Origin of the sequence: Agromyces albus (assembly GCF_030815405.1) — a bacterium.
GTDB classification, from domain to species: Bacteria; Actinomycetota; Actinomycetes; order Actinomycetales; family Microbacteriaceae; genus Agromyces; species Agromyces albus_A.
This window is the reverse complement of sequence record NZ_JAUSWX010000001.1, coordinates 3,695,937-3,718,617: the sequence shown is the minus strand read 5'-3', so window position 1 is coordinate 3,718,617 and position 22,681 is coordinate 3,695,937. Positions and strand designations below refer to the sequence as shown.

Below are 22,681 nucleotides of genomic sequence, written 5' to 3'. Positions count from 1 at the left end.
CAGCCGACCGCTATCCGCGAGTCCACTGCTGGGTGGTGGCGGTCGCGTCGCATGGTGCGAGCACCGGGCCCCACTCGTTCTCCGGGGTGGCGAGGCACAGGCCGGCATCCGCGGCGCTGCTGATCGTGAGGTCGGCGTTGAGCTCCCACTGCTGGTCGGGCGTGCCCGTGCAGTCGGCGATCATGAGCCGGCTGCCGGCGGCGACCCCGTCGACGGGCGCGACGCACAGGTCGCCGTAGACGGAGAGCTCGCGCTCGGCCGTCCAGTTGAACGACTGGTTCCCGCCGCCGTTGCAGTACCAGAGCCCGAGGGTGGTACCGGCCGTGGTCGAGAATCCCGGGACGTCGACGCACACACCGTGCTTCACGCTCACGAGCGGCTCGCCGGGAGGGGCGGGGGGCAGGTCGTTGAGCTGCTCCTCCTTGAGGAGACCCCAGCCCCACTGGATCTGCGCCAGGCCCGACTCGTTGGTCACCTCGAGCTCGCCGTCCGCGCTCAAGGTAGTGAGCGTGTAGGCGTCGTTCGTGCGCAGGCCGGGCCAGTAGACGAGGCCGATGCCCTGGTCGCGGGCCACCTCGGTGAGCGCGCCGAGGTACGACGTGTAGACGTCGCCCTCGTGGTTGCCGTAGTTGAGGCCCGTGGTCATGGGTGAACCCGCCTCGGAGACCACGGTGCGCCAGCCGTACTCGCCGATTCGGGGCAGGAGGTTCTGCTTCCACTCCTCCTCGGTGGTGTGGTCGGCCCAGAAGCCGTAGAAGTGCAGCGACAGCAGCGTGCCCTCGAGCTCTTCGGCCGCGCCGACGCCCGTGACGTCGTCGTTGTAGCCGGTGCCCGAGATGATCACGCGCTTGCGCGGGACGTCGCTGTGGTCGTCGAGCCAGCCCGAGGTGAGGGAGACCCACTCGTCGAGGGTGTAGCCGAACGGCTCGTTCATGGGCTCGAAGTACACGAGGGGGTTCTTGCCGTACTCCGCGACCACGGTGTCCCACATGGCGTCGAACGCCGCCGGGTCGTCGGCTCGGCCGTCCTTGGCGTTGTCGGCCTCCCAGTAACTCAGGATGACCTTGAAGCCGTGGCGCGTGGCGGCGTCGATCGCGCCTTGGTACGACTCCCACCATGCCGTGCCGACGCTCGACGGGTTGATGGGCAGCCGCACGGTGTTGGCGCCCACCTCCTTGCGGAACTCCAGCACGATGTCCGACGCCTTGGCGTAGGTGGTCCGGTAGTCGTCGTCAGTGTCCAGTCCGGACGGCACGACCTCGTCGTCGGCATAGTTGTCGCGCGGGTCGGCCCAGTTGACCCCGCGGAACTCACTCGTACCGCCGGGGCCGATCGAGGGAGCGGCGACGGCGGGGAGTGGGGCGGCCACCGCCGTGAGGAGGGCCGCCGCGAGGACGATGCCCATTGGGTTTCTCATCGGTCTCCAATCTTCGCGGGGCGTCGATGCGCCGCGATCTCGGGATGTTGACGTCAACATCAGAGTCCCGAAGCTCTCACACCTCGGCCCCTCAGCGCAAGAGGTCTCGTCCGACCGTCCCGGATTACGTCGATTTCGGCACCTACCGTGAAGGCCGATCTGCCGGGCGTCGCTCGACCGCGATACCATATGCGAAAGCAGCATTCGTATATGAAAGTGGGCCGACATGTCCGAACTCCTCGAGCGCGGTGCCTCTCGCACCAGATGGATCAGGTCCCGGATGCCGCTCCTCGCCGCAACCCGTCGCGAGTTCGCCGAACGCCTGCCGTTCGCCGGCCGCCGCGTCGGCATGTCGCTGCACCTCGAGCCGAAGACCGCGGTGCTCCTCGAGGTGCTCGCCGCCGGCGGAGCCGAGATCGTCGCGACCGGCAACCACGGCTCGACGCAAGACGACGTCGTCGCCTACCTGCGTGACGCCGGCATGACCGTCTTCGGACGCCGCGACGACACCCTGGCCGAGCACGAGGCGAACGTGGCATCCGTCGTCGCGGCACGACCCGACATCGTGCTCGACAACGGCGCCGACCTCGTGGCGGGCATCGTCGCCGCGGGTGCGGCCGGCTCGGTGATCGGCGGAACCGAAGAGACGACGAGCGGCGGCATCCGTCTGCGCACCGAGCTCACGGGCCGCGTGCCGTTCCCGACGATCGTCATCAACGACAGCCAGTTGAAGGCCATCGGCGAGAACCGGCACGGCGTCGGCCAGTCGGTCGTCGAGAGCATCATGCGCATCACGAACCTGATGATCCCGGGGCGGCGGTTCGTGGTCGCCGGCTACGGCTGGTGCGGGCGAGGAATCGCGCAGTACCTCAGGGCGTTCGGCGGGCGCGTGGCCGTCGCCGAGATCGACGAGATCAAGGCGTTCGAGGCGGCGCTCGACGGTTACCGCGTCGACGAGCTCGGCAACCTCGCCGAGTGGGGCGAGTTCTTCATCACGGCGACCGGCCATCCCGGCATCATCACCGAGGAGATCATCGAACGGATGCCGAGTGGCGCCGTGCTGGCGAACGCCGGCCACTTCCCGTGGGAGATCGACACCGAGGCGCTGTACCGCGGCTCGACGGCGGTCACCGAGCTCGATGCGGCGATCGAGCAGATCGACCTCCCCGACGGACGCGAGCTCATCCTGCTCGCCGGCGGACGCATGGTGAATCTCGCGGGCCGGGAGCCCAAGGGCAACTCGCTCGAGGCGATGGACCTCGGGTTCCTGCTGCAGTCGCTCTCGCTCGAGCGGGTCGCCACGGCGGCGGCGTCGCTCGCGCCGGGCGCCCAGCCCGTGCCCGACGACCTCGAGCGCGAGATCGCCCGCTTGTTCGTGCGGGCGCTCGGCGCGAACCGCTGAGCAGGGCGTGAGGGGAGGCATCCGCATGACTGAACACGCTGCCGATCGCAGTGCCGGCCGCGCGACCGACTACTCGGCGCCCGCGCTCGACAAGGCGCTCGACATCCTCGAGCTCCTCGCGGGCGAGGCCGGCGGACTCACCCAGACCGAGATCGCCGAGGCGGTCGGCCGCAACGTCAGCCAGATCTACCGGGTGCTCGCGACGCTCGAGCGCCGCGGCTACCTCACGCGCGACGGCTCGGGGCGCTACGTGCTCTCGATGGCGCTCTTCGACCTCGCTCACCGTCACCCGCCGTTGCGCGGCCTCGTGCAGCTCGCCGCCGGGCCGATGCGCGCGCTCGCCGACGAGATCCGCCAGTCGTGCAACCTCAGCGTCGACGACGCCGGCGCAGTGCGCGTCATCGCACAGGCCGAGTCGCCCGCCGACTTCGGGTACCAGGTGCGAGTGGGCGCGCGCTTCCCGCTCGAGAGCACGGCCACCGGGGCGGTGCTCTCGATGCGGTCGACGGATGCCGCTGCCGCCGCCGAGCCCGCTGTGCTCTTGTCGGGCGACGCCGAGCAGCTCGCCGCCGGCTACCTCACCCGGCCCGACCGGCTGCAGGCCGGCATCACCGACGTCGTGGTGGCGATCACCGATCGCAGAGGCGACACGGTCGCGGCGCTCACCGTGCCGTACATCGGCACGTCGTACAGCGCCGTCGAACTCGACGACGTGGTGGCCGCAGCCCGCGCGACTGGGGCGGAGATCTCGGCGCGCCTCGGCGGGCGCTGACGGCGGCCGTCGTACAGGGCGATTCTCGAACCGCGCGGCCAGATAGGCACGTCGCCCCGTGATGGGCGCGGATGCCCGGGGCCCACCCCGGGCACCTCCCGGGCGCGACATCCGAGGCCCGCGGGCCACAGTGGCCCCATGAAACGACAGACCCTGCTCTTGGCGGCCATCGTGCCTCTCATGGTGGCGATGATTCCGGTCGCCGCCCAAGCCCACGATCTCAGCCGTGGCGGCGCGGGACGCGGCGAGCCCACACGGTGACTACGAGGCCGATGTGCTCGGCGGCGTCTACGACGTGCACTGGCCGGAGTGGTACGCGCGGCACATCGCCGGCACGCTCGTCGCTCGAGGATTCTGCCTCGTCGGCCCCGAACGCTGACTCGCAGCGGATGTCGCGCGGCGAGTGAGTGCGCGTGAGCGGGCCGTCGTGCTCCGCGGTGTGCACCGGGCCGTCGCTCAGCTTAAGGATGAACGTGCCGCACGTGCCGGCCGCGCCGACGGCGCTCAGAACACGATCACCGGCTTGACGGTGACGCCGCGGTGCATGTCGTCCGCCGCGCGACCGATCTCGTCGAGCGGGTAGCGCTTCTCGAGCCTCTCGAGCGGCAGCTTCCCCTCGGCGTGCAGCTCGATGAGGAGCGGGATGAGCGTCGCCGGGTCCGTGTCGCCCATCGTGACCCCGCGCAGCACCTTCCCCGACAGGATTCCCTGGATGTCGACGGGGATCTCGGTCCCGGGAGGCGGGGCGCCGCACACGAGCACCGTGCCGCGCACCGATGCGGCATCGAGGGCTCCGCGCGCGACCCTCGGGTTGCCGGTGGTGTCGAAGCTCAGGCTGACGCCGCGACCGCCGGTGAGCGCGGCGAGCCGCGCGCCGACGTCCTCGTTGGCTGCGTTGATCGTCGCCGTCGCGCCGAACTCCTCCGCGAGCCGCAGCCGCTCATCGACGAGATCAATGGCGATCAGCTGGGACGGATTCCGCTGCGCCGCCGCGATGACCGCTGACAGGCCGACGGCGCCGGCCCCGTAAACCGCGACGATGTCGCTCTCGCCGGGATCGAGCACGTTCCACATCGATCCGAAACCGGTGAGCACCCCACAGCCGAGCGGGGCGAGCACCGTGAGATCTGCCCCTGCGTCGACCTTCACGGCTGAGCGCTCGTCGGCGATCGCGTACTGGGCGAACGACGACTGGCCGAAAAAGTGGCTCGCGACGGGCGTGCCGTCGCGCGTGACATCCGCAGAGCCCTCCGGGCGGAGCATCCCGAGGAGGTTCCGCGGCAGCCAGGTCTCGCAGTAGGCCGGGTGCGCCGAGTCGCACGCCTCGCACGATCCGCATGAGGTGAAGCTCAGCAGCACCTTGTCGCCGACGGCGAGGCCCGTCACGCCCTCGCCGACTCGGTCGACGATGCCGGCGCCCTCGTGGCCGATGATCCCGGGCGAGGGGAAGGGGATCCCACCGGCGATCACGCCGAGGTCGGTGTGGCACAGGCCCGAGGCCACGAGCTTGACGAGCACCTCTCCGGGTCCGGGGTCGGCGAACTCGACGTCACTGACCAGCAGTTCGCCCGGCGCCTCGAGGACGGCGGCGCGTCCCGCCGTCACTGGGCGGTCCCCTGCTCGAGGTTGAACACGATCGAGTGCGAGCGCTGATACGAGGCCATCGCCTCTGGTCCCCCCTCGCGACCCCACCCCGAGGCCTTGACCCCGCCGAAGGGAGTGGCGGGGTCGAGCAGGGCCCAGCCGTTCACCCAGGTGATTCCCGCGTCGAGCCGCGCGGCGACGCGGTGCGCCTTCGCGAGATCCGAGGTCTGGATGCCGCTCGCGAGCCCGTAGCGGGTGGAGTTCGCGAGTTCGATCGCCTCCTCTTCGGTGTCGAAGGGCTGCACGGTGAGAACGGGGCCGAAGACCTCCTCCGCCACAGCCTCGGCGTCGCCGGCGAGGTCGGCGAGCACCGTCGGAAGGAAGTAGAAGCCGTCGAGCTCGGACTCCTCGCCTCCCGCGATCACCCGGGCGCCGTCCGCCTTGGCACGGTCGACCATCGCCGAGACCTTCTCGAGCTGGTTCGCGCTCGCGAGCGGCCCGATCACCGTCTCGGGATTGGTGATGTCGCCGAAGGGCACCTGCGGCACCGCCTCGGCGAGGATGCCCAGCACGACCTCGTAGATGGGACGTTCGACGAGGAGCCGGGGTCCCGCCATGCAGAACTGCCCGGTGTTGAAGACGAATGCGGCGATGACGGTGTGCATCGCCGTGTTCAGGTCGGCATCCGCGAAGAGGATGTTGGCGGCGTTGCCGCCGAGCTCCGCGGTGAACGGCTTGAGAGTGCTGCCCGCGAGCTGCGCCGCGTGCGCGCCGATCTCGGTCGAGCCGGTGAAAGCGACCTTGTCGACGCCCGGATGCGCGACGAGGTGATCGCCGATCACGGCGCCCGAGCCGGTCACGACGTTGAAGACGCCGTCCGGCACGCCGGCCTCCTGCAGGATCTGCGCCATCAGCAGCGCACTCAGAGGGGTATCGCTCGCCGGCTTGTGCACGATCGTGTTGCCGGCGATGAGTGCGGGGGCGATCTTCGTGCTCGACAGGATGAGCGGGAAGTTGAACGGTGTGATCGCCGCGACGACGCCGATCGGCTCGTTCTTGACATAGACGTGCGTCTGGCCGGTGCTCTCTCGCACCGAGCCGTCGAGGTGGTGCCCGAGGCTCGCGTAGTACTCGTACAGTTCAGCGGCATTGTTGACATCGACGACCCGGGCGAAGGTGATCGGCTTGCCGACGTTCGAGCTCTCCGCCTGAGCGAGCTCCTCGGAGCGCTCGCGCATGAGCGTGTAGGCGCGCTGCAGGATGCGCGCTCGTGCGCGACTGGACAACCCCGACCACACCCCCGAGTCGAACGCGGCGCGCGCGGCCGCGACCGCGGCATCCACATCGGCGGTCGTCGCTTTCGCGACCTCGGTGAGCTTCTTCCCGGTCGCGGGGGCGATCACGTCCATGCGGCCGCCGTCCGAGGCGTCCCGCCACTGCCCGCCGATGAACAGTCGTCCGCGTGGGGGAGCGGTGGTGGATGCGGGGGTCTGGGTTTCGGTGAGGGTCATCGTCCTGCTCTCCTCTGAGTGGTGGATGCGGTCATGGGGTGAGTCGTGAGTTCTGGTGCTCGGTTGTCCGACTGGCGCAGTCAATTCGCGACGGACGAGAGCGCCGAGACGCGCTCGAGCAGGTCCGCGAAGCCGGCGGGGTTCTCTTGGAACGGCGCGTGACCGTGCGGGATGCGCACGATCTCGGCGCCGCTGCGCAGGGCGAGCGACTCTTGGAACTCGGGCGCGACGACGCCGTCGTTCTCGGTGAGGATGTACGTCGCAGGCTTCACCCGCCACGCGACGCGTGAGACCTCGTCGCCGAACGAGGCCAGCGACTGCGGCCGGAACAGATCGGCGAGCTGCTCGGATGCCTCGCGCGGAACTCCGGCGGGCATGTCGGCGGCGATCAGGTCGACGCGCTCGTCTCGGCTGCGGCCCATCGTCACCTGACCGTCGGCGATGCCCCACGCCTCGGGGAGGGAGCCGCCGACCGAGGAGATGACGCTCTCACCGGCGTCGAGCGCGAACGCCGCGACGTACACGATGCGCTCGACCGCGGGGTGATCGCCCGCCTCCGTCACGGGCACGCCACCGTAGGAGTGCGCGACGAGTACGACCGGCCCGTCGGCGCGATCGATCGCGGCGGTGATCGCCGCGGCATCCTGGAGCATGCTCTCGGTACTTCCGGTCGAGGGAAGATCAAGCGCGTCGACCTCCCAGCCGCGCTCGCGCAGGATCTCGATGAGCGGGGCGAATTCCCACGGGCCCACCCAGGCGCCGTGGACGAGGATGATTCGAGGGCGGAGTTGCGCAGTCATCGGGATTCCATGCCTTTGCGGACGGGATGCGCACGGGTTCGCTCTCGCGATGCCCGACGTTGCGCATCTGCTGGGTGGACGTCGGTGTCGTTTCCCCAGCGTGCCTTCGCGCGTCGCGAGGCGGTATCCGTAGGACTACGTAATCGGCGACGTGGACGCGAACGTCGCCTCGTACCAGGCCGCGATCTGAGCACGCGAGGAGAAGCCGAGCTTGCCGAGGATGCGCTGCACGTGAGTGTCGACGGTGCGCACCGACAGCACGAGTTCCCCGGCGATCTCGCGATTGCTCATCCCGCGATGGATGCGCATCGCCACGTCGCGCTCACGCGCGCTGAGCCCGCCGGCGACCGTGGTCTTCGACTCGAGGGCGAACGCGACGGCCTCGTCGGAGTCGAGGTGTCCGCCCGCACCGACGAGCTTGTCGTACCGCTGCGGGCCGAGCCGCCGCCGGAGTTCATCGACGCACCGATCGTGATGCGCGGCGAGCTGCGGCCCATGCACCGTGATCGCCGACCCGATGAGCCGCCAGCGGGCGTCGGTCGCCCCCAGGAGGATCGCGGCCCGGTCCGCCAGGCCGCGCTCTGCGTCGACCCAGCTGAGCACCTCGAGCATGAGGCACTCGCCGACGGGATCATCGAAACCGCGATCGGTCACGATGGCCTCCCGCGCGAATCGCTCCGCTGCATCCAGGTCACGCTCGACGAACGCGGCGAGGCCGAGCGACCACAGCGCGTGCGCGCGCATCCAGGTCTCGTGCACGGATTCGGCGTAGGCGAGGGCGTCCCTCCCGGCACGGGCCGCCTCGGGCTCGCGGAGATGGCTCAGCGCCGTGGTCAGCTGGAACTGCGCGAGAAGGGCCTCCTCGGGGTGGCCGCACTCCTGAGCGGCGCGGATCGACGCTTCGAATCGGCCTACCGCATCCTGCGGCCGGCCCGAGAACATCGCATGTGTGCCGCGCCAGCGGTCGATCTCGACGCGGATGGTGGCCGCCCGGTCTGCTGAGAACGAGGCGCCCTGCGTCTGGCTGTCGGCCTCGTCGAGTCGTCCCGCCGCTTCGACGAGGTCGCCCTGCAGCAGGCACAGCCAAGCGGCGTTGATGAGAGCTGGAACCCGGTGGGTGGCGGACCCTCCCGGCAGGGCGAGCACGCGGGTCGCCCAGCCGCGCCCCTCGGGGATGAACCCGCCGACCGCCCAGTGGTAGCAGAGATCGGAGAACAGGGCGAGGGCCGTGTCCGTGTCGACCGCGGTGGCCACGGTGAGAGCGGCCTGCAGTTCGGCCCGGTCGGCGCGCAGTCGCGCGAGGACGGCGGTCTGCCCCGGGCCATACCAATCCACGCGCGAACTCGCCGCGACGGCCGCGAAGTGGTCGAGGTGGCGCCGGGTCAGCACCGGCAACCGCCCCTCCTCCTCGGCGCGCTCGCGCCCGTAGCCGCGGATCGTCTCGAGCATCCGGAATCGACCGGTCTCATGATCCGCCTCGACGACGGACTGCGCGACCAGCTCGTCGAGCGGGTCGACGACGTCCTTGATCGTGTAGCCTCCGACCGCCGCGGCAGCCTCGAGTTCGAACGGGCCGGAGAACACCGCGAGCGCGCACCAGAGTTCCCGCTGCTCGGGCGAGCACAGCTCGTAGCTCCAGTCGACAACCGCCCGCAGGGTGCGTTGACGCCCGACGGCGCTGCGAGAGCCGCTGCGAAGGAGGGTGAACCGGGAGGAGAGACCGCTCGCAAGCTCCGCGATCGAGAGGGTCCGCAGCCGCGTCGCGGCAAGTTCGATCGCGAGCGGCAGCCCATCGAGGGAGCGGCACAGCTCGGCGGCGGACGCCTCCTCCGTCGGACCGAGCTCGAAGGCGGCGTCGGCGGCACGTGCCCGGGCCACGAGGAGCGACACCGCATCGGATGTCCCCTCCGACGCCGCTTCCAACGAAAGCGGTGGCACCGGGTAGACGAGCTCGCCGTCGAGCTCGAGCGGACGGCGGCTCGTCGCGAGCACGGTGAGCTGCGGGAGCGCGAGCAGAAGTTCGTCGGTGAACGAGGCGGCAGCATCGATGATCTGCTCGCAATTGTCGAGAACGAGGATCGCAGGCGTATCGCGAAGTGCGGCGACGACGACCTCGAGCGGATCGCGCCCCGATTGGTCCGCGAGCGGAAGGGCGCGCACCACCGCGAGCGGCATGCGTTGCGGGTCCTGCACGGACTCGAGTGGGACGAACCAGCAGTCGATGCCCTCGTGCTCCGAATACCGGTTCGCCGCGCGCATCGCGAGCCGGGTCTTGCCTGCACCGCCGACGCCCGTGAGGGTCACGAGCGAAGATGCGTCGAGGAGCGACTGGAGAGTCTCCAACTCGCGATGGCGACCGACGAACGCACTTCGCGGCTCTCTGATCATCACGACTCCAGCGTCGTCGCCCGCAGCAGGCGGGTGAACTCGGGTGGCTCGATTATCGCAGCGTTCCAGCGCCGATCGGCTATCGTGCCCACATGACGACTCTCGAGGGAATCGCGCCGAGCGGCGAGCGGCGGACCCCCACTGCGGTCGCCGCGTTCGTGTTCGGGCTGCTGGCGATCACGGGTTGTGCTACCTTCGCGCTCGGGAAGGCGCTTCCGGACGCGATGGTGTTCGCGGTGATCCAGGGGATCCTCATCGCCGCGCCCGCGCTCTGGCTGGTCGTCGTCGTGCTCGCGGTCGCACTCGGGCATACGGGATTCGCGCAGGCCCGTCGACACGGCGGCGCGGGGCGCGGCCTGTCGATCACCGCGTTCGTCCTCGGCTACCTCGCGCTCGTACCGATGGCCATCATGCTGTGGCTCACAGTTTCCGGCCTGGCGCTGTGGGGGCCCTGGTTCGGCATGCTCCGCTGAGCAGCCTCGTTCGACGGTGCGCACGAACTCGACTCAGTGCGCCTGCTCGATCCAGCCGTCGCCGGTGACGGGCTCGCCCTGGAACGTGCCGTCCACCGAGCCGATGCCCTCGTACACGGGAGCGCCCTGGACCGGGAACTCCTGGTCAGGGATCGCCGCCGTCACGGTGAAGTCCGCATCGAAGAGCGGGATCTGCACCCGGATGCGCGTGTAGTACGTCTCCCCGGTGACCGGGCTCGTCCACGACGGCGCAAGCGGCGTCATCGTGCTCCCGACGTAGTACATCTGCCCGTCAGGGCTCTGGAGTGTCGAGAACGACGGGACCGCCACATCCGCGGGAGGATCCTCGCCGGCCTTCGAGAGGAAGTAGTTCGACAGCGTCCAGCCGTTGTCGAGCTGCTGGTCGGAGAGGTTCCACTTGACCGGATTCGCCGAGTCCCCGAACACGCCGTACTCGTGGTCCATCCAGGTCTCGCCGGTGACGGGGATCTCCTCTCCGTCGAGCGTGATCGTCCCGGTCGTCTGCAGGTGAGTGAGCGAGAAGTAGTAGTTCTTGTGCTGCAGATCGAGCGAATGATCGGCCGAGTTCACGCCGGTGCCGAAAACGATGAACGGGCTGCCGTGTTGCGTCTCCGTCAGGTCGAACTGCACCGGCGTCAGCGTCGCCTCGTCCGCCAGGAGTGCCTCCACCCGCAGCCCCTGCGTCGGGTCGTCCCCCGGCGCCGACATCGCGACGTACGAGGAGTAGGCAACGGCCTTCGCGCCGGGTCCCGTCGCCGCTGATCGTGATCTCGGGCGTCGAGGTGTAGCCCGCGCCGGGGTCGCTCACCAGGACGTCGCCCACCCCGCCGTCGGCGCCGAGCGTGGCGATCGCGGAGGCACCGGTTCCGCCGCCGCCGGCGATCGTCACCTTCGGCGCGCTCGTGTACCCGGTGCCGGGGTCGGTGACCACGATGCCGCCGAGCTGGCTCGCCGGGTCACCGAGGCGGGCGAACCAGTTCTTCGTCGGGTCCGACTCGGCCCAGTGTTGCGGGTCCCAGGACTTCGGGGGGAGGTAGACGGTGGTCGACTGGTAGTGCTTCCCGTTCTGCACATCGGTGAGCATGATCTGTGTGAAGGCAAAGCCGTTGACAGGGAACGCGGCCGCGTTGATCTCGAAGCCGAACACCCGGTCGCCCGCCCGGAGCGTCCCGATGTTCCACCACCACTCGGTCGGAGCGCCGAGGTGGAGGTACATGTCCTTCGGCAGTCCGACCGCGGCGCTGTCTGCGGGAACCGGAATCGGCGTGCCAGTCGACTGCGGTACAGCCGGCGGCGCGGGTGATGTGCACCCGGTCAACGCCGCAATCGCGGCGGCCACGATCAACGTGCCGACCATCCGACGCACCCGGCCTGCTGCTCGCACGCTCACGCCCCCCAGCGTTGGTTGGTGCTGAACGTACCACGCGGGGTGCGTTTCCGCAGGTGCCTAGGTGGTGACGGGCACACCCGCCTCGGCGCGGACTTCCGCCGCCTCACGCCTCGCGCCCACGAAGCGCTCCGTGTCCGACACGGCGGAGGTGAGCAGCGCGACGAGTCGATCGTCGGGATCCGCGACGCATGCCCGTGCGATCCCATCGACGGCGCCGGTCACGATGTCCCGGCACTGCCGCGCCGTCATGCCCGGGCGGCCCGGACCGACTTCCTCGATGAACCGGATGGCCCAGGCGTCGGCGGCAGGTGCGGCGTGGAGGGCGGCCTTTGCCAGTTCGCGCGATTCCGCGGCGAGCTCGTGGTCGCGTTCCGCGAGGACGGTGAGGGCGACGCGCAGGCCCACCGCCTGCGAACGCTGGCGCTCCTCAGCGGCGATCGGCAGGGCGGCGTGGGCGGCTCGCACGGCGAGCAGGACATCGAGCAGCGGGTCGTCGCTCGTCAGGCCGATGACCGTCGGGATGAGCGGCGTGAGCCGGGCGCGTCCGGCGTCGCTCGTCTGGTCGTTCACCATGCGTGCGAGATGTGCGAGCGTGCCGTGCGTACATGCGGGATGGTCGCTCCAGCGCTCCCCCGCGAGGTACGACGCAAGTTCCATGAAGCAGGCCCCGCGCAGCGGCGAACGGTGCCGGCCAGGGGAGAGGATCGGCATGACCTCCGGGTGAGCCATCCAGTCGCGCATGGGACCTCCTCACTCCTTCCACTGTGCGCCTGCCGCAGCCGAGATTCAAGCGCCTCGGCCGGATGTCCCAGCGCGGGGGACGTGGCCGCGATATTGTGACGGGTGGTGGGTTCTCGGGGCGTGGGAGTGATTCGAGTCGGGGCGTGTCAGACGCCCGAGATCATTGGCTCCGTTGACGATGCTCTGGCGTGCATCCGTCGTCTTGCGGCGCTCGCGGCGACCGATGATGTCGACTTGGTGCTGTTCCCGGAGTGCTTCCTCCAGGGCTATCTCGTGGAGCGGGCTCACGTCGAGGGTTCGGCAATGGGGCTCGATTCGCCTGAATTCGCGGAAGTTCTTCGTCGACTGCGGGATGTATCACCAACGTTGGTCTTCGGCATCATCGAGCGTGATCGCCAGCGGATCCTGAACACTGCCGTCGTCGTCCGTGAAGGCGAGCTTCTCGGCGCGTACCGCAAAACTCATCTCACCGCGGGAGAGTCACTGTTCGACGCGGGTCGCGAGTATCCGACGTTCGATCTGCGCGGGGTGAGGTTCGGAATCAACATCTGCCACGACGCCAACTTCAGCGAGCCGGCCAACCGCGTGGCAGCGGGCGGTGCAGATGTCCTGCTTCTGCCCGCCCAGAACATGATGCGGCGATCGAACGCCGAGCTGTGGAAGGACGAACACAGTGTGGTCCGCGCTCGTCGCGCGCGGGAGACCGGCATGTGGCTGGTGTCTTCAGATGTCACGGGAGCTAGGGACGCTGAGCGAGTCGGCTGGGGGCCGACATCCGTCATCAATCCGCGTGGTGAGGTCGTCGCCCAGGTTCCGCAAATGGAGGTCGGGCTCGTTACCGCGGATGTGCCTGCGAGGCCGTTCCGGGAGCATGTCGTTGCCCGTTGAAGCTCGCCGTCGGACTCTGTAGCGTTACATGCCGGCTGATCAGACGGTTGCTCGATCTCCCGATTCCCCATCGCAAGCATAAGGAGCTTTCTCCATGCCGGATCAGTCCTGGGTTCCTCCGCGCGTCGTCCCCGACGACGATGCTGCCGCCCTTGCCCGAATTGATACCGTTATCGCCGACGGCCCCTTCGAGGACACCTGGGAGTCGCTGCGCGGCTACCGCCCCGCGAAGTGGTTCGGCGATTCCAAGTTCGGGATCTTCATCCACTGGGGCGTCTATTCGGTTCCCGCATACCGCGACGAGTGGTACTCGCGAAACATGTATCGCGAGGGCACCGCGGAGTTCGAGCACCACCGCACGACGTATGGCCCGCACTCGGAATTCGGCTACAAGGACTTCATTCCCCAGTTCCACATGAACCACTACGACCCCGACGCCTGGGCGGCCCTGTTCCGCCGGGCCGGCGCGCAGTACGTGGTTCCCGTGGCCGAGCACCACGACGGATTCGCCATGTACCGCAGCGATCGCACGCGCTGGGACGCGAGCCGCGTCGGCCCGCGGCGCGACGTGTTCGGTGACCTCGCCGTCGCGGTTCGCGAGCAGTCGATGACCTTCGGTGGATCCTCTCACCGCGCCGAGCACTGGTTCTTCATGAACGGCGGAGCCAGGTTCGAGTCCGACGTGCGCGACCCCGCGTTCAGCGACTTCTACGGCCCGGCCCAGCGCGAGGAGACCGAGCCATCGAGAGCGCACCTCGAAGACTGGCTGCTGCGCACCGTCGAGATCATCGACCGCTATCGCCCACAGCTGTTGTGGTTCGACTGGTGGATCGAGAACCCGGCGTTCGAACCCTATCTTCGCAAGCTCGCGGCCTATTACTACAACAGTGCCGCCGCGTGGGGTCGCGAGGTGGTCATCAACTACAAGTGGGATGCCTTCGCCGACGGCAGTGCGGTGTACGACATCGAACGAGGAGCGATGGGCGTCGCTCAACCGTTCGTCTGGCAGAACGATTCGGCGGTGTCACGCAGTTCGTGGTGCTGGACCGAGGGTCACGTGTACAAGAGCGTCGTCGAGCTCCTCAGTGAGCTGCTCGACGTCGTCTCCAAGAACGGCAACCTGCTGCTGAACATCGGGCCGAGGCCCGACGGCACGATCGCCGAGACCGAAGTCGCCATCCTCGAGGCGATCGGGGCCTGGCTCTCGGTCTACGGAGAGGCCGTGTACGGCACGGTTCCGTATGCAGTGCCCGGCGAGGGGCCGCTCCAGGTCAAGGGCGGGTCCTTCGTCGACGGCGAAGCATCGAGCTTCTCATCCGACGACCACCGATTCACGGTGCGCAACGATGTCACCGGCTCGTACCTCTATGCGTCGACGGTGGCCTGGCCGGAGACCGACGAGGTCGTGCTCACGACGCTCGGACTCCGCCACCAGGTGGAGCCGAGAGAGATCGACGAGATCCGGATGCTCGGTGTCGCCGAGCCACTCGTCTGGCGTCGCGAGCTCGATGCGCTCTATGTCGAACTGCCCGGAGCCCGCCCGAACCCGCACGGTTATGCGCTGAAGCTCAGCTTCGTGACGCCGGCCCCGCCCAAGCGCACGGACTTCCTGCATCAGCTCTGACATGTCGCACAAGACTCAGGACAAGGTCGGCAGGACATCCGTGGCCACGGTGTCGAGGATCGCCTCGTCACCCGCGAACGGGCCCTCGTGCCGCGGCCATGGCGCCAGGACGTCGGTGAAACCCAGTTCTGCGGCACGGCCCAGGAAGTCGCGGTAGACGTCGACGCTCGACAGGCTGAAGACCGGCGCGGCGTCGGTCTGGAGGAAGCGGCGCACCGTGGCCGGGTCGCGGGACTCGGCAGCCAGGGCCTCGTCGAACCGGGCCGACAGCTCGGCCAGCGACTTCCACCACCCGTCCAGGCTGTCGTGGACGGTGCCGATGGTGATCCAGCCCTGGCCGTGTCGGGCGGTCAGCGCCAACGCTTTCGGACCGTTCGCGGCGAGCACGAACGGGGTGCGCGGACGCTGGACGCAGCCGGGGGCGTTGCGGGCGTCCGCGGCCGTGTAGTACTCGCCGGAGTAGTCGACCCCGTCTGTGGTCAGCAGCGCGTCCAGCAACTCCACGAACTCCTTGTACCGCCTCGACGGGCTCGCGGCCTTCGTGGTGCCGCCGAAGACGTCCACGTCGTAGCCATCCACTCCGCCTGCACCCACGCCCACCGTCAACCTGCCGTCCGACAGGTCGTCCAATGCCGTGACGTCCCTCGCGAACGACACCGGATGCCGGAAGTTCGGCGACGCCACCATGAAGCCCAGCCCGATCCGCGACGTCGCCAGTGCCGCCGCGCTCAAGGTCGGCACCGAGCCGAACCACGGGCCGCCGACCAGCGGCCCCCAGCCGAGGTGGTCGAACGTCCACGCGTGGGCGAAGCCGTACGCCTCGGCCGCCTGCCACCTCGGCTTCGCCTCGGCCCAGCGGTACTCCGGAAGGATCGTGATCCCCGCCCTCATCGATCTTCTCCCCTGTGTCGATCCCACCCAGCTGCACAACTGCCGTGCTCATTCGAACAGAATGCCCATTCATGGTCAAACGGCGGACGAGCACCCGCCTTCGACAAGCAGACCCAAAATCAGCGCCACCTCATCGAGACGTTCGCGCAGGCTGCCGATACGTCGCGTCCTGTTTCAAACTGAGGGCGGAATCCCCAGCCCGGCATGGGCGAACGGGCCGGGGATTCCGCATGCACTGAACGGCCGCGGCCAATGAACACCGGCCCGGACCCGGACAGCGGTTCCAGGCCTTTCGTGCCGTTATGCACCGGCCGGCTGCTGGCCGGGCCGGAGCAGCAGCACGACGCTCGTGGCCAGGACCCAGACCAAGAAGAGCAGGAAGCCGCTGAAAGCGGCGATGCCGACCACTCCCTCGACGGTGGTCTGGAATACTCCCGCGAGAGAAATGAGCTGCAGCACGGCCGTGGCGGCAGCCAGCCAGCCCAGCCACCGCGGTAGCGCCCGGGTGGTCAGGATGGCCACCGTCGCCCCGAGGAACATCGCGACACTGGGGGGCAGAATGGCCGCACCCACCCACTGGTTGAGGTCGGTGAGGGCGGGAAGCACCGCCGGGTCGGGCTGGCCTCCGGAGGCGTACTGGACGAGCGCCAGGTGCAGGCCCCCCGAAATCAGCATGAGTGTGACAAAGGCAGCGCCGGCGGCGAGGATCAGCGCAGCGAACATCCCGGCCGGGCCCTCCCATCGGCGCAGCCTGCTCCAGAGGCCGGCCAGGAATACCAGGAAGGCGACGTCCGCGAGGAATCCCAGCAGCAGCGAAAGCCGGTGGGCGGTGTTGTCCGCGGCAAGCTGGGCTGCGATGTCCTCCGCCGGGCTGTCGCTACTGGGTATATCGGGCATGAAGAAGCTGGCCACAACCAGGGCAGTGAACACCAGACCAGCCACCGCGGCCCAGCGGTCCGGTCTCCCAGTCGCCCCTCCGGTTCTAACCTGGCCGGACGTGGGGCCGCCCAGCGGCTCGGAATTCTCTCTGGCATCCATGGCGTTCTCCCCTGGCGCTGCGCCCTGAGCGTACCGCAAGCACGAAGGGTGCAAACCTACGATCAGTGTAGACCGTTCTTCGCATCTCTGATCAGGCATTTCATCGCCTGCGAGGCCCGCGAGTGCCGATTGCAAACCGACCTTGTGGTCACCTAATAGTCACAAATTCCGACGCGGCCCCACCTGGGCGGCGGTCGTAGCGGAATCGTCTGCGGCCCGCTGACCGATCCACGTGTGCGGTCGCGACATCGTGAGTGGGGTTCCTCAGCAGCTCCGTCAACGCGACTACGAGCGGTAGCGCTTCCTGTTGCCAGAAAACTGACCTGATCAGGGCGGATGACGGGAATCGAACCCGCGCTATCAGCTTGGGAAGCTGAAGTTGTCAAGTGGTGGTTCACAGCACTTCACAGCGCCCTACTTTCGCCAGATTTCGCGGCTCCATGAGCTACTCCCATCCACGCGCCGAATGCGGCTGCTTGTCGATTCCGGGGAAGTCGGTTGTGTACTCGCCCCAGCCCATGTGCTTCGTAGTACAACGTCATGGCCTCAAAGTGATTGCGGGCCTCCACTGACCAAATCAGCTCGGCGCTCGACGACAAGTCGGATCGGGCATCGTCTCGCAGCGGACCTGCCAAGCAGAGCGTCAGACGACCGGTTCTGGGTCTTTCCAGAGAACTTGTCTCGAGTCTGCGGAAGACGTCGAGGCAGCGAGTGAGCAGCTCGGGCATTCCGGCTTTCGCATCACGGCGCGGTTCTGAGTCCCAGCATGGAGCTGAGGCGCCGCCAACGAACGCGACGATGTGCCGATGATCTTCTGCTTCCACCTGAGGTTGCCCTATCCGTCTGGGCTCGTCCTCCGCTACTGTGTGGCAAACCCGACGCGACCGTGTGCGGACCTGAAACTGATCAGAAAGCTCCGTCATGACCCATGCTCGCCCAGGAGGGGTCACCCTCGTCGCTGTCATCGCCTGGATCTCAGGCGCCGTCAACATCATCGCTGGCATCCTGCTGCTCATCGCCGCTCTGATGGCACCGGCTGCCTTGTGGTTCGGGTTGATTCAGCTCGCGCTCGGAATCATCACGATCGTCGTGAGCCTCGGCCTCCTTCGCGGGAGAAGCGGGGCGCGCATCCTGGTCACGATCGTCTTCATCCTGAACCTAATCTCGGCGTTGTTCGTCATCTTCGCGCAGCACGCGCAACTCTGGTCCGGGATCGCGTCGGGCATCCTCGCGGTGATCGGCATCGTCCTGCTCTACACACGCAGGGCGAACGAGTTCTTCCAGTCCTGACAAACGCCCGCCGCCAAGTTCGTCGCTAGCCGCTCGTCCAGCGCTCGGACGTGCTTCGGCTACGGCTCGTCCGTGACAGAGGACAACTCTCTCTAGACCTCCAGCCGGTGGTGACAGATCCTCTCAGGCTGGAAGGACCCGAGCGTTCCAGGGCGCGAGCCGCCTCGAGGAACTCAACGTGGCGGAGCGGCATTGTGTGCGACCCGCGCCACCCCGTACGGTCGACTCGTGCCGACTCGGAGACCAACGCTGACCGCCGCCGTTGCCGTGATGCTGCTCCTGTCGGGTTGCGCCGGCGCCGCCGAGGGACCGAGCGCGCAGGCCGCCCTCCTGGGCTGCGACGAGCTGGCGCCGTCCGGCGACCTCGTCGCCGCGGCACTCACCGACGTCGCGGGCGTTGAGCCCAGCCCCGTGCCGGCGATGCCCCCGCTGGAGTTCGACCCGTTCCCGATGCTCCTGCCGGCGGCCGGCGGTCTCCGCTGCTCGTGGAACGCTGGCACGCCCGCCGTCGACTTCACGAGCGATTGGGGCTACCTCTCGGTCGAGGCGCTTCCGTACGACGGTGATGCCGTCGCGGTGCGAGGGGTCGACGGCGAGCCGATCGCGTCATCGCGGTCGATCGGGGGCTACGACGCGGTCGCGGCGTGCCGGGACTGGGCGTTCGAGTGCGTCGTCGCCGCGTCGGTCGAGGGCGTGTGGATGCAGGTGCGGCTGCAGTGGCCCGCGTTCAACAGCGTGTCGCGATTCGCAGCGGTCGATGACGAGCTCATGCTCGACCGGCTTGCCGCGGTCGCCGAACCCGCGTTCGCGGCGGTCGCAGTGGCCGAGCCCGAGCGCCTCGACTGGCCGGTGGTCACCGGCGAAGCCACCTGCAGCGGGATCGCACCGAAGGCGCCACCCGGAGGCATGCCCGCCGACGTGCTGCCCGAGTTCACCCGGGTGATCGTCGAGCGCGCCGGAGTCGTGGCGTGCGCGCTCGAAGGCGGACGGCTCTACATCGTGCCGGGAGGGAGCGAGCTGGTGGAGGGGATGCTCCGCGAGCCCGACTTCGACGGGGCGTTCGAGCCGCTCGACGATCGCGTCGGCTATCCGGCGCTCGGCCGGGTGTCGGGCCCCGGCGGCATGCTCGTCGTGCTGACGATCGAGGAGGACGCGTATCTCATCGACGCGGGCGAGGCGGTGGCGTACGCCCGCGACATCCTCACCGCTCGCGTCGCCGACTACGAAGGGCCGCAGCGCGACGAGTCACTGAACGCGCCCCACATCGACACCGCGGAGGCAGAGGGGCTCGCGCTCGTCGAGGCGACCGCGGCGGAGCTCGGACTCACGATCGCCACGAGCTATCCACCCGAACGCCGTCGGTGCGAGCATCCCGATGGATTCCCCGGCGTCACGTCGCAGATCGCAGCGACCACCGAAGCGTCGTCGACGCCTGATGAGGAGCTCTTCGAACGCGTCGACCGGTACTGGTCGACGCGGGGCCTCACGGTGTATCGGCCCGACAACGGCATCGCTGCAGAAGGGGCAGAGGGCGATGTCCTCAGCACGGTCTCCCTCACGACGTCGGAGTACGGCGGCGGGCCGAGCATCCTCGTGCAGCTCGCCTGCGCGGTGGATGAGCTGAGCGGCGAGCCCGAGGCGTGAGCCTCAGTCCGTGCCCCAGAACACGTCCTCAGCCGCGCCATCCTCCGAGAACAGGTGCACCGCAGCGATCGCGCCGTCGGAGATCGTGAGCAGGTCGATGCCCGTCATCTCCATCGCTGAGCCCTCGCGCCGGCCGGCGAACCGCGCGACGCCCAGGCATCCGTCGCCTGGGCCGTACGGCCACCCGAATGCTCACAGGGCAACACTAGACCTCCACGCCGACCGGCATCGGAAGGTTCCAAAACCATCCGGACGGGATCTTCCACGGCCGACGACTGTTCGCGCCGCGAGCGTACGCTGACGACGTGGCTATCTTTATGCAAGGTCTCGAGGTGGCGCTCGGGGTACTCGCTCTCGTGGCACTCGTGGTGGGGATTGTGGCTTTCATCCGCTGGTTCGCCGCGCCTCGCATGGGAGCGGAGCCGAGTCGTGAGCAAGTGCTGGAGCGCGTGTGGATCAGCGCGCTTGTTGTTGCGGCAGTCCTCGGGCTCCTGGTATTCGTCATCGGGCGTGATGTGATGCACCTCTTGTGATTGCGTTGACGCACCGAGAGCCATGGGGCACCCTCGATGACCGGTGCGTTGCCGACGGTCAAGTCTCGGGATATGTGCGGTCTCTGCCACGGTGCAATGATTTATCGTCCGTCGCCGACGGCTTTGCAAGAGGAGATGTCCATGCGTGATTGGACGGAATTCGAGTTCCCTGCCACGGTGCAGGGTTCGTCAGTGAGCCGCCCGGGAACGTCGCTCTCTCGATGGCTGTTCCAGCACACTGTCCAGCCTGTCGGCCCGGAGAGCACGGAGTCGACCGTCGAACAGCACTCTTGGTGGAAGGTGATGTGCCTCACGGGTGTCGACTACTTCTCCACATTGTCCTACCTGCCCGCCATCGCCGTGCTCGCGGCAGGGGCGTTGTCGCCATTGGCCACGCTGCTGATCGTGGCCTTGACTCTGCTCGGCATGCTGCCGATGTATCGCCGCGTCGCGAAAGAGAGTCCGAACGGACAGGGTTCGGTTGCGATGCTCGAGCGGCTGCTTCCGTTCTGGCAGGGGAAGATCTTCGTCCTCGTTCTGCTCGGCTTCGTTGCCACGTCGTGGATCATCACCATCACGCTGTCGTCCGCGGATGCGTCGGTGCACCTCATCGAGAACCCCTTCATGCCCGAGGCGCTGAAGGGGCAAGCAGTCGCCATCACGATCGTGCTGCTGCTCGTGCTCGGTGGGGTGTTCCTGCTCGGATTCACTGAGGCGGTGAACGTCGCGATCCCGCTCGTTGCGGTATTCCTCGGGCTGAACGCGATCGTGATCTTCGCGGGCCTCTTCGTGGTGTTCACCGATCCAGTGCCGGTTGACGATTGGCTCGCCGCGCTGACCGCCGGCGGTGGAGGATTCTCCGGGATCGTGCTTCCTGCCGTCCTCGCGTTTCCACTGCTGGTGCTCGGGCTCTCCGGTTTCGAGACCGGTGTCAGCATGATGCCCCTCGTCGCCGCGAAAGGTCAGACACCACAAGAGCGTCTCGTCTCCCGGATCCGCAATACCAAGAAGCTCCTCACCACAGCGGCCGTCATCATGAGTGCATACCTGATCTCGAGCAGCGTGGTCACGACGTTGTTGATCCCCGCCGAGGAGTTCGAGCCGGGCGGAGAGGCCAACGGCCGCGCGCTCGCGTACCTCGCCCACGGGTTCTTCGGGGACGCGTTCGGAACGGCCTACGACATCAGCAGCGTGCTCATCCTCTGGTTCGCCGGGGCATCCGCGATGGCGGGACTGATCAACATCGTGCCCCGCTATCTGCCGACATACGGAATGGCGCCCGAATGGAGCCGCGCGGTTCGTCCTGTCGTGCTCGTGTACACCGCGATCAGCGTGATCATCACCGTCGCGTTCAACGCCGACGTCGACGCACAGGCGGGCGCGTATGCAACGGGGATCCTGGCGATGATGGTGTCCGCGGCGGTCGCCGTCATGATCTCGGCGATTCGCCGGCGTCGAATCCCCTCCATCGTGGGATTCGTCGTCCTCACGGTGGTCATGGGTTATGCACTCGTGGAGAACGTGATCGAGAAGCCGGACGGGCTCGCGATCTCGGCGCTCTTCATCGTCGGCATCGTCATCGTGTCGGTGATCTCGCGGGTCTCGAGGACGACGGAGATCCGCGCCGAGCGCATCGAGTTCGATGAGACTGCACGCCGATTCATCACGGAGTCACTGATCCACGACGGCCGGCTCAGCGTGATTGCCAACCGACCCGGCACCGGCGACGCCGCCGAATACGCCGAGAAGGAAAAAGCACAGCGTCGGCTCAACCCGGTCCCAGGCCCAGCCGACGTGATGTTCCTCGAGATCCACATCGTCGACCCATCCGAGTTCCGGGAAGTGCTGCAGGTGAGGGGTATCCAGGTCGACGGCCATCGCGTGCTGCGGGCCGACAGCCCGGCGGCACCCAACGCGATCGCGGCGATCCTGATGGCGATGCGCGATGCCGCGGGCGTCTACCCTCACGCCTACTTCGAGTGGTCCGAGGGTAACCCCCTCATGCATATGTTCCGCTACCTCCTTCTCGGGCGCGGTGACACCGCCCCTGTCGTGCGGGAGATCATCCGGGAGGCCGAGAAGAACCCAGCAGACCGGCCGGTGATCCACGTGGGCGGGTAGCCCAGAAGGGGTGTCTACTGCGCGAGGCCGTTTGCGGATTTCTTTGAGCGTGCGCCCTTCGGCGCGGCGGTGGGCCGCTCCGCAAACTTGAGCGGAGCCCACTCATGAAAACAAGTTGAATCCTTAACCGTGAGTAAACGGCTACCAAGTCGA

General features: G+C 68.2%; 19 protein-coding genes and 1 tRNA gene. 10 read left to right on the top strand and 10 right to left on the bottom strand.

All coding sequences use genetic code 11. From position 1 onward, the window contains the following. Positions 1–10: 10 nt before the first annotated feature. Entirely contained in the window at positions 11–1,405 is a 1,395-nt protein-coding gene (locus tag QFZ29_RS17590) for a ricin-type beta-trefoil lectin domain protein (protein WP_306895510.1), read from the bottom strand. Positions 1,406–1,643: 238 nt separating this feature from the next. On the opposite strand from QFZ29_RS17590, the gene QFZ29_RS17585 reads away from it, so the two are divergent. The 3 genes from QFZ29_RS17585 to QFZ29_RS17575 all read left to right on the top strand — a co-directional run bounded on the left by QFZ29_RS17585 (position 1,644) and on the right by QFZ29_RS17575 (position 3,970). Continuing rightward, a complete protein-coding gene (locus QFZ29_RS17585; protein ID WP_306895507.1) occupies positions 1,644–2,819 on the top strand; it encodes an adenosylhomocysteinase in 1,176 nt (391 codons plus the stop codon). Positions 2,820–2,844: 25 nt separating this feature from the next. Then, positions 2,845–3,591, top strand: coding sequence for an IclR family transcriptional regulator (locus tag QFZ29_RS17580; protein ID WP_306895505.1), 747 nt, complete (start codon positions 2,845–2,847; stop codon positions 3,589–3,591). 226 nt (positions 3,592–3,817) lie between these two features. Next, positions 3,818–3,970 carry a hypothetical protein gene (locus tag QFZ29_RS17575; protein ID WP_306895503.1) on the top strand — a complete coding sequence of 51 codons (153 nt, stop codon included), beginning with the start codon at positions 3,818–3,820 and terminating at the stop codon, positions 3,968–3,970. A 125-nt stretch (positions 3,971–4,095) separates the two neighbouring features. Here QFZ29_RS17575 and QFZ29_RS17570 read toward each other — a convergent pair whose 3' ends face one another. The 4 genes from QFZ29_RS17570 to QFZ29_RS17555 all read right to left on the bottom strand — a co-directional run bounded on the left by QFZ29_RS17570 (position 4,096) and on the right by QFZ29_RS17555 (position 9,829). Beyond that, the gene (locus QFZ29_RS17570; RefSeq protein ID WP_306895501.1) at positions 4,096–5,196 is read right to left on the bottom strand and encodes an NAD(P)-dependent alcohol dehydrogenase; all 1,101 of its coding nucleotides are present in this window, start codon (positions 5,194–5,196) and stop codon (positions 4,096–4,098) included. Then, positions 5,193–6,686, bottom strand: coding sequence for an aldehyde dehydrogenase family protein (locus QFZ29_RS17565; RefSeq protein WP_306895500.1), 1,494 nt, complete (start codon positions 6,684–6,686; stop codon positions 5,193–5,195). The genes QFZ29_RS17570 and QFZ29_RS17565 overlap by 4 nt, the downstream gene beginning before the upstream one ends. Positions 6,687–6,766: 80 nt before the next feature. Further along, positions 6,767–7,486, bottom strand: coding sequence for an alpha/beta hydrolase (locus QFZ29_RS17560; protein ID WP_306895498.1), 720 nt, complete (start codon positions 7,484–7,486; stop codon positions 6,767–6,769). A 135-nt stretch (positions 7,487–7,621) separates the two neighbouring features. Next, positions 7,622–9,829, bottom strand: a complete 2,208-nt coding sequence (locus QFZ29_RS17555) for an ATP-binding protein (RefSeq protein ID WP_373426232.1) — start codon at positions 9,827–9,829, stop codon at positions 7,622–7,624. A 137-nt stretch (positions 9,830–9,966) separates the two neighbouring features. Here QFZ29_RS17555 and QFZ29_RS17550 point away from each other — a divergent pair, with 137 nt between their 5' ends. Beyond that, a complete protein-coding gene (locus tag QFZ29_RS17550) occupies positions 9,967–10,347 on the top strand; it encodes a hypothetical protein (protein WP_306895497.1) in 381 nt (126 codons plus the stop codon). 33 nt (positions 10,348–10,380) lie between these two features. On the opposite strand, the gene QFZ29_RS17545 is transcribed toward QFZ29_RS17550, so the two are convergent. Then, complete coding sequence (locus tag QFZ29_RS17545) at positions 10,381–11,037, bottom strand: lipocalin-like domain-containing protein (RefSeq protein ID WP_306895495.1); 657 nt, start codon at positions 11,035–11,037, stop codon at positions 10,381–10,383. A 778-nt stretch (positions 11,038–11,815) separates the two neighbouring features. Beyond that, the gene (locus tag QFZ29_RS17540) at positions 11,816–12,499 is read right to left on the bottom strand and encodes a hypothetical protein (RefSeq protein ID WP_306895493.1); all 684 of its coding nucleotides are present in this window, start codon (positions 12,497–12,499) and stop codon (positions 11,816–11,818) included. Between the two features lie 126 nt (positions 12,500–12,625). On the opposite strand from QFZ29_RS17540, the gene QFZ29_RS17535 reads away from it, so the two are divergent. Next, complete coding sequence (locus QFZ29_RS17535) at positions 12,626–13,387, top strand: carbon-nitrogen hydrolase family protein (protein ID WP_306895491.1); 762 nt, start codon at positions 12,626–12,628, stop codon at positions 13,385–13,387. Between the two features lie 94 nt (positions 13,388–13,481). After that, positions 13,482–15,011: an alpha-L-fucosidase gene (locus QFZ29_RS17530; RefSeq protein ID WP_306895489.1), complete on the top strand. Its 1,530-nt coding sequence runs from the start codon at positions 13,482–13,484 to the stop codon at positions 15,009–15,011. Between the two features lie 15 nt (positions 15,012–15,026). On the opposite strand, the gene QFZ29_RS17525 is transcribed toward QFZ29_RS17530, so the two are convergent. The 3 genes from QFZ29_RS17525 to QFZ29_RS17515 form a co-directional block, all read right to left on the bottom strand. Next, positions 15,027–15,902, bottom strand: coding sequence for an LLM class flavin-dependent oxidoreductase (locus QFZ29_RS17525; protein ID WP_306895488.1), 876 nt, complete (start codon positions 15,900–15,902; stop codon positions 15,027–15,029). A gap of 300 nt (positions 15,903–16,202) precedes the next feature. Continuing rightward, positions 16,203–16,832, bottom strand: coding sequence for a DUF4386 family protein (locus tag QFZ29_RS17520; protein ID WP_306895486.1), 630 nt, complete (start codon positions 16,830–16,832; stop codon positions 16,203–16,205). A gap of 437 nt (positions 16,833–17,269) precedes the next feature. After that, positions 17,270–17,355 (bottom strand) — tRNA-Ser (locus QFZ29_RS17515). A 506-nt stretch (positions 17,356–17,861) separates the two neighbouring features. Between QFZ29_RS17515 and QFZ29_RS17510 the strand changes: the two genes are divergently transcribed. From QFZ29_RS17510 to QFZ29_RS17495, 4 genes are all read left to right on the top strand, one after another. Next, positions 17,862–18,230, top strand: a complete 369-nt coding sequence (locus QFZ29_RS17510; protein WP_306895484.1) for a hypothetical protein — start codon at positions 17,862–17,864, stop codon at positions 18,228–18,230. Positions 18,231–18,458: 228 nt separating this feature from the next. Continuing rightward, positions 18,459–19,874, top strand: a complete 1,416-nt coding sequence (locus QFZ29_RS17505) for a hypothetical protein (RefSeq protein WP_306895482.1) — start codon at positions 18,459–18,461, stop codon at positions 19,872–19,874. Positions 19,875–20,179: 305 nt separating this feature from the next. Then, a complete protein-coding gene (locus tag QFZ29_RS17500) occupies positions 20,180–20,407 on the top strand; it encodes a hypothetical protein (RefSeq protein WP_306895480.1) in 228 nt (75 codons plus the stop codon). A gap of 141 nt (positions 20,408–20,548) precedes the next feature. Then, a complete protein-coding gene (locus QFZ29_RS17495; RefSeq protein ID WP_306895478.1) occupies positions 20,549–22,528 on the top strand; it encodes an amino acid transporter in 1,980 nt (659 codons plus the stop codon). Positions 22,529–22,681 lie beyond the last annotated feature (153 nt).

What these genes read in the sequence shown, in the direction of transcription:
- QFZ29_RS17525 (WP_306895488.1), bottom strand. Translation starts at nt 15,902, where the DNA reads ATGAGGGCGGGGATCACGATCCTTCCGGAGTACCGCTGGGCCGAGGCG.
- QFZ29_RS17510 (WP_306895484.1), top strand. Translation starts at nt 17,862, where the DNA reads ATGACCCATGCTCGCCCAGGAGGGGTCACCCTCGTCGCTGTCATCGCC.
- QFZ29_RS17560 (WP_306895498.1), bottom strand. Translation starts at nt 7,486, where the DNA reads ATGACTGCGCAACTCCGCCCTCGAATCATCCTCGTCCACGGCGCCTGG.
- QFZ29_RS17565 (WP_306895500.1), bottom strand. Translation starts at nt 6,686, where the DNA reads ATGACCCTCACCGAAACCCAGACCCCCGCATCCACCACCGCTCCCCCA.
- QFZ29_RS17580 (WP_306895505.1), top strand. Translation starts at nt 2,845, where the DNA reads ATGACTGAACACGCTGCCGATCGCAGTGCCGGCCGCGCGACCGACTAC.
- QFZ29_RS17540 (WP_306895493.1), bottom strand. Translation starts at nt 12,499, where the DNA reads ATGCGCGACTGGATGGCTCACCCGGAGGTCATGCCGATCCTCTCCCCT.
- QFZ29_RS17590 (WP_306895510.1), bottom strand. Translation starts at nt 1,405, where the DNA reads ATGGGCATCGTCCTCGCGGCGGCCCTCCTCACGGCGGTGGCCGCCCCA.
- QFZ29_RS17530 (WP_306895489.1), top strand. Translation starts at nt 13,482, where the DNA reads ATGCCGGATCAGTCCTGGGTTCCTCCGCGCGTCGTCCCCGACGACGAT.
- QFZ29_RS17495 (WP_306895478.1), top strand. Translation starts at nt 20,549, where the DNA reads ATGCGTGATTGGACGGAATTCGAGTTCCCTGCCACGGTGCAGGGTTCG.
- QFZ29_RS17550 (WP_306895497.1), top strand. Translation starts at nt 9,967, where the DNA reads ATGACGACTCTCGAGGGAATCGCGCCGAGCGGCGAGCGGCGGACCCCC.
- QFZ29_RS17585 (WP_306895507.1), top strand. Translation starts at nt 1,644, where the DNA reads ATGTCCGAACTCCTCGAGCGCGGTGCCTCTCGCACCAGATGGATCAGG.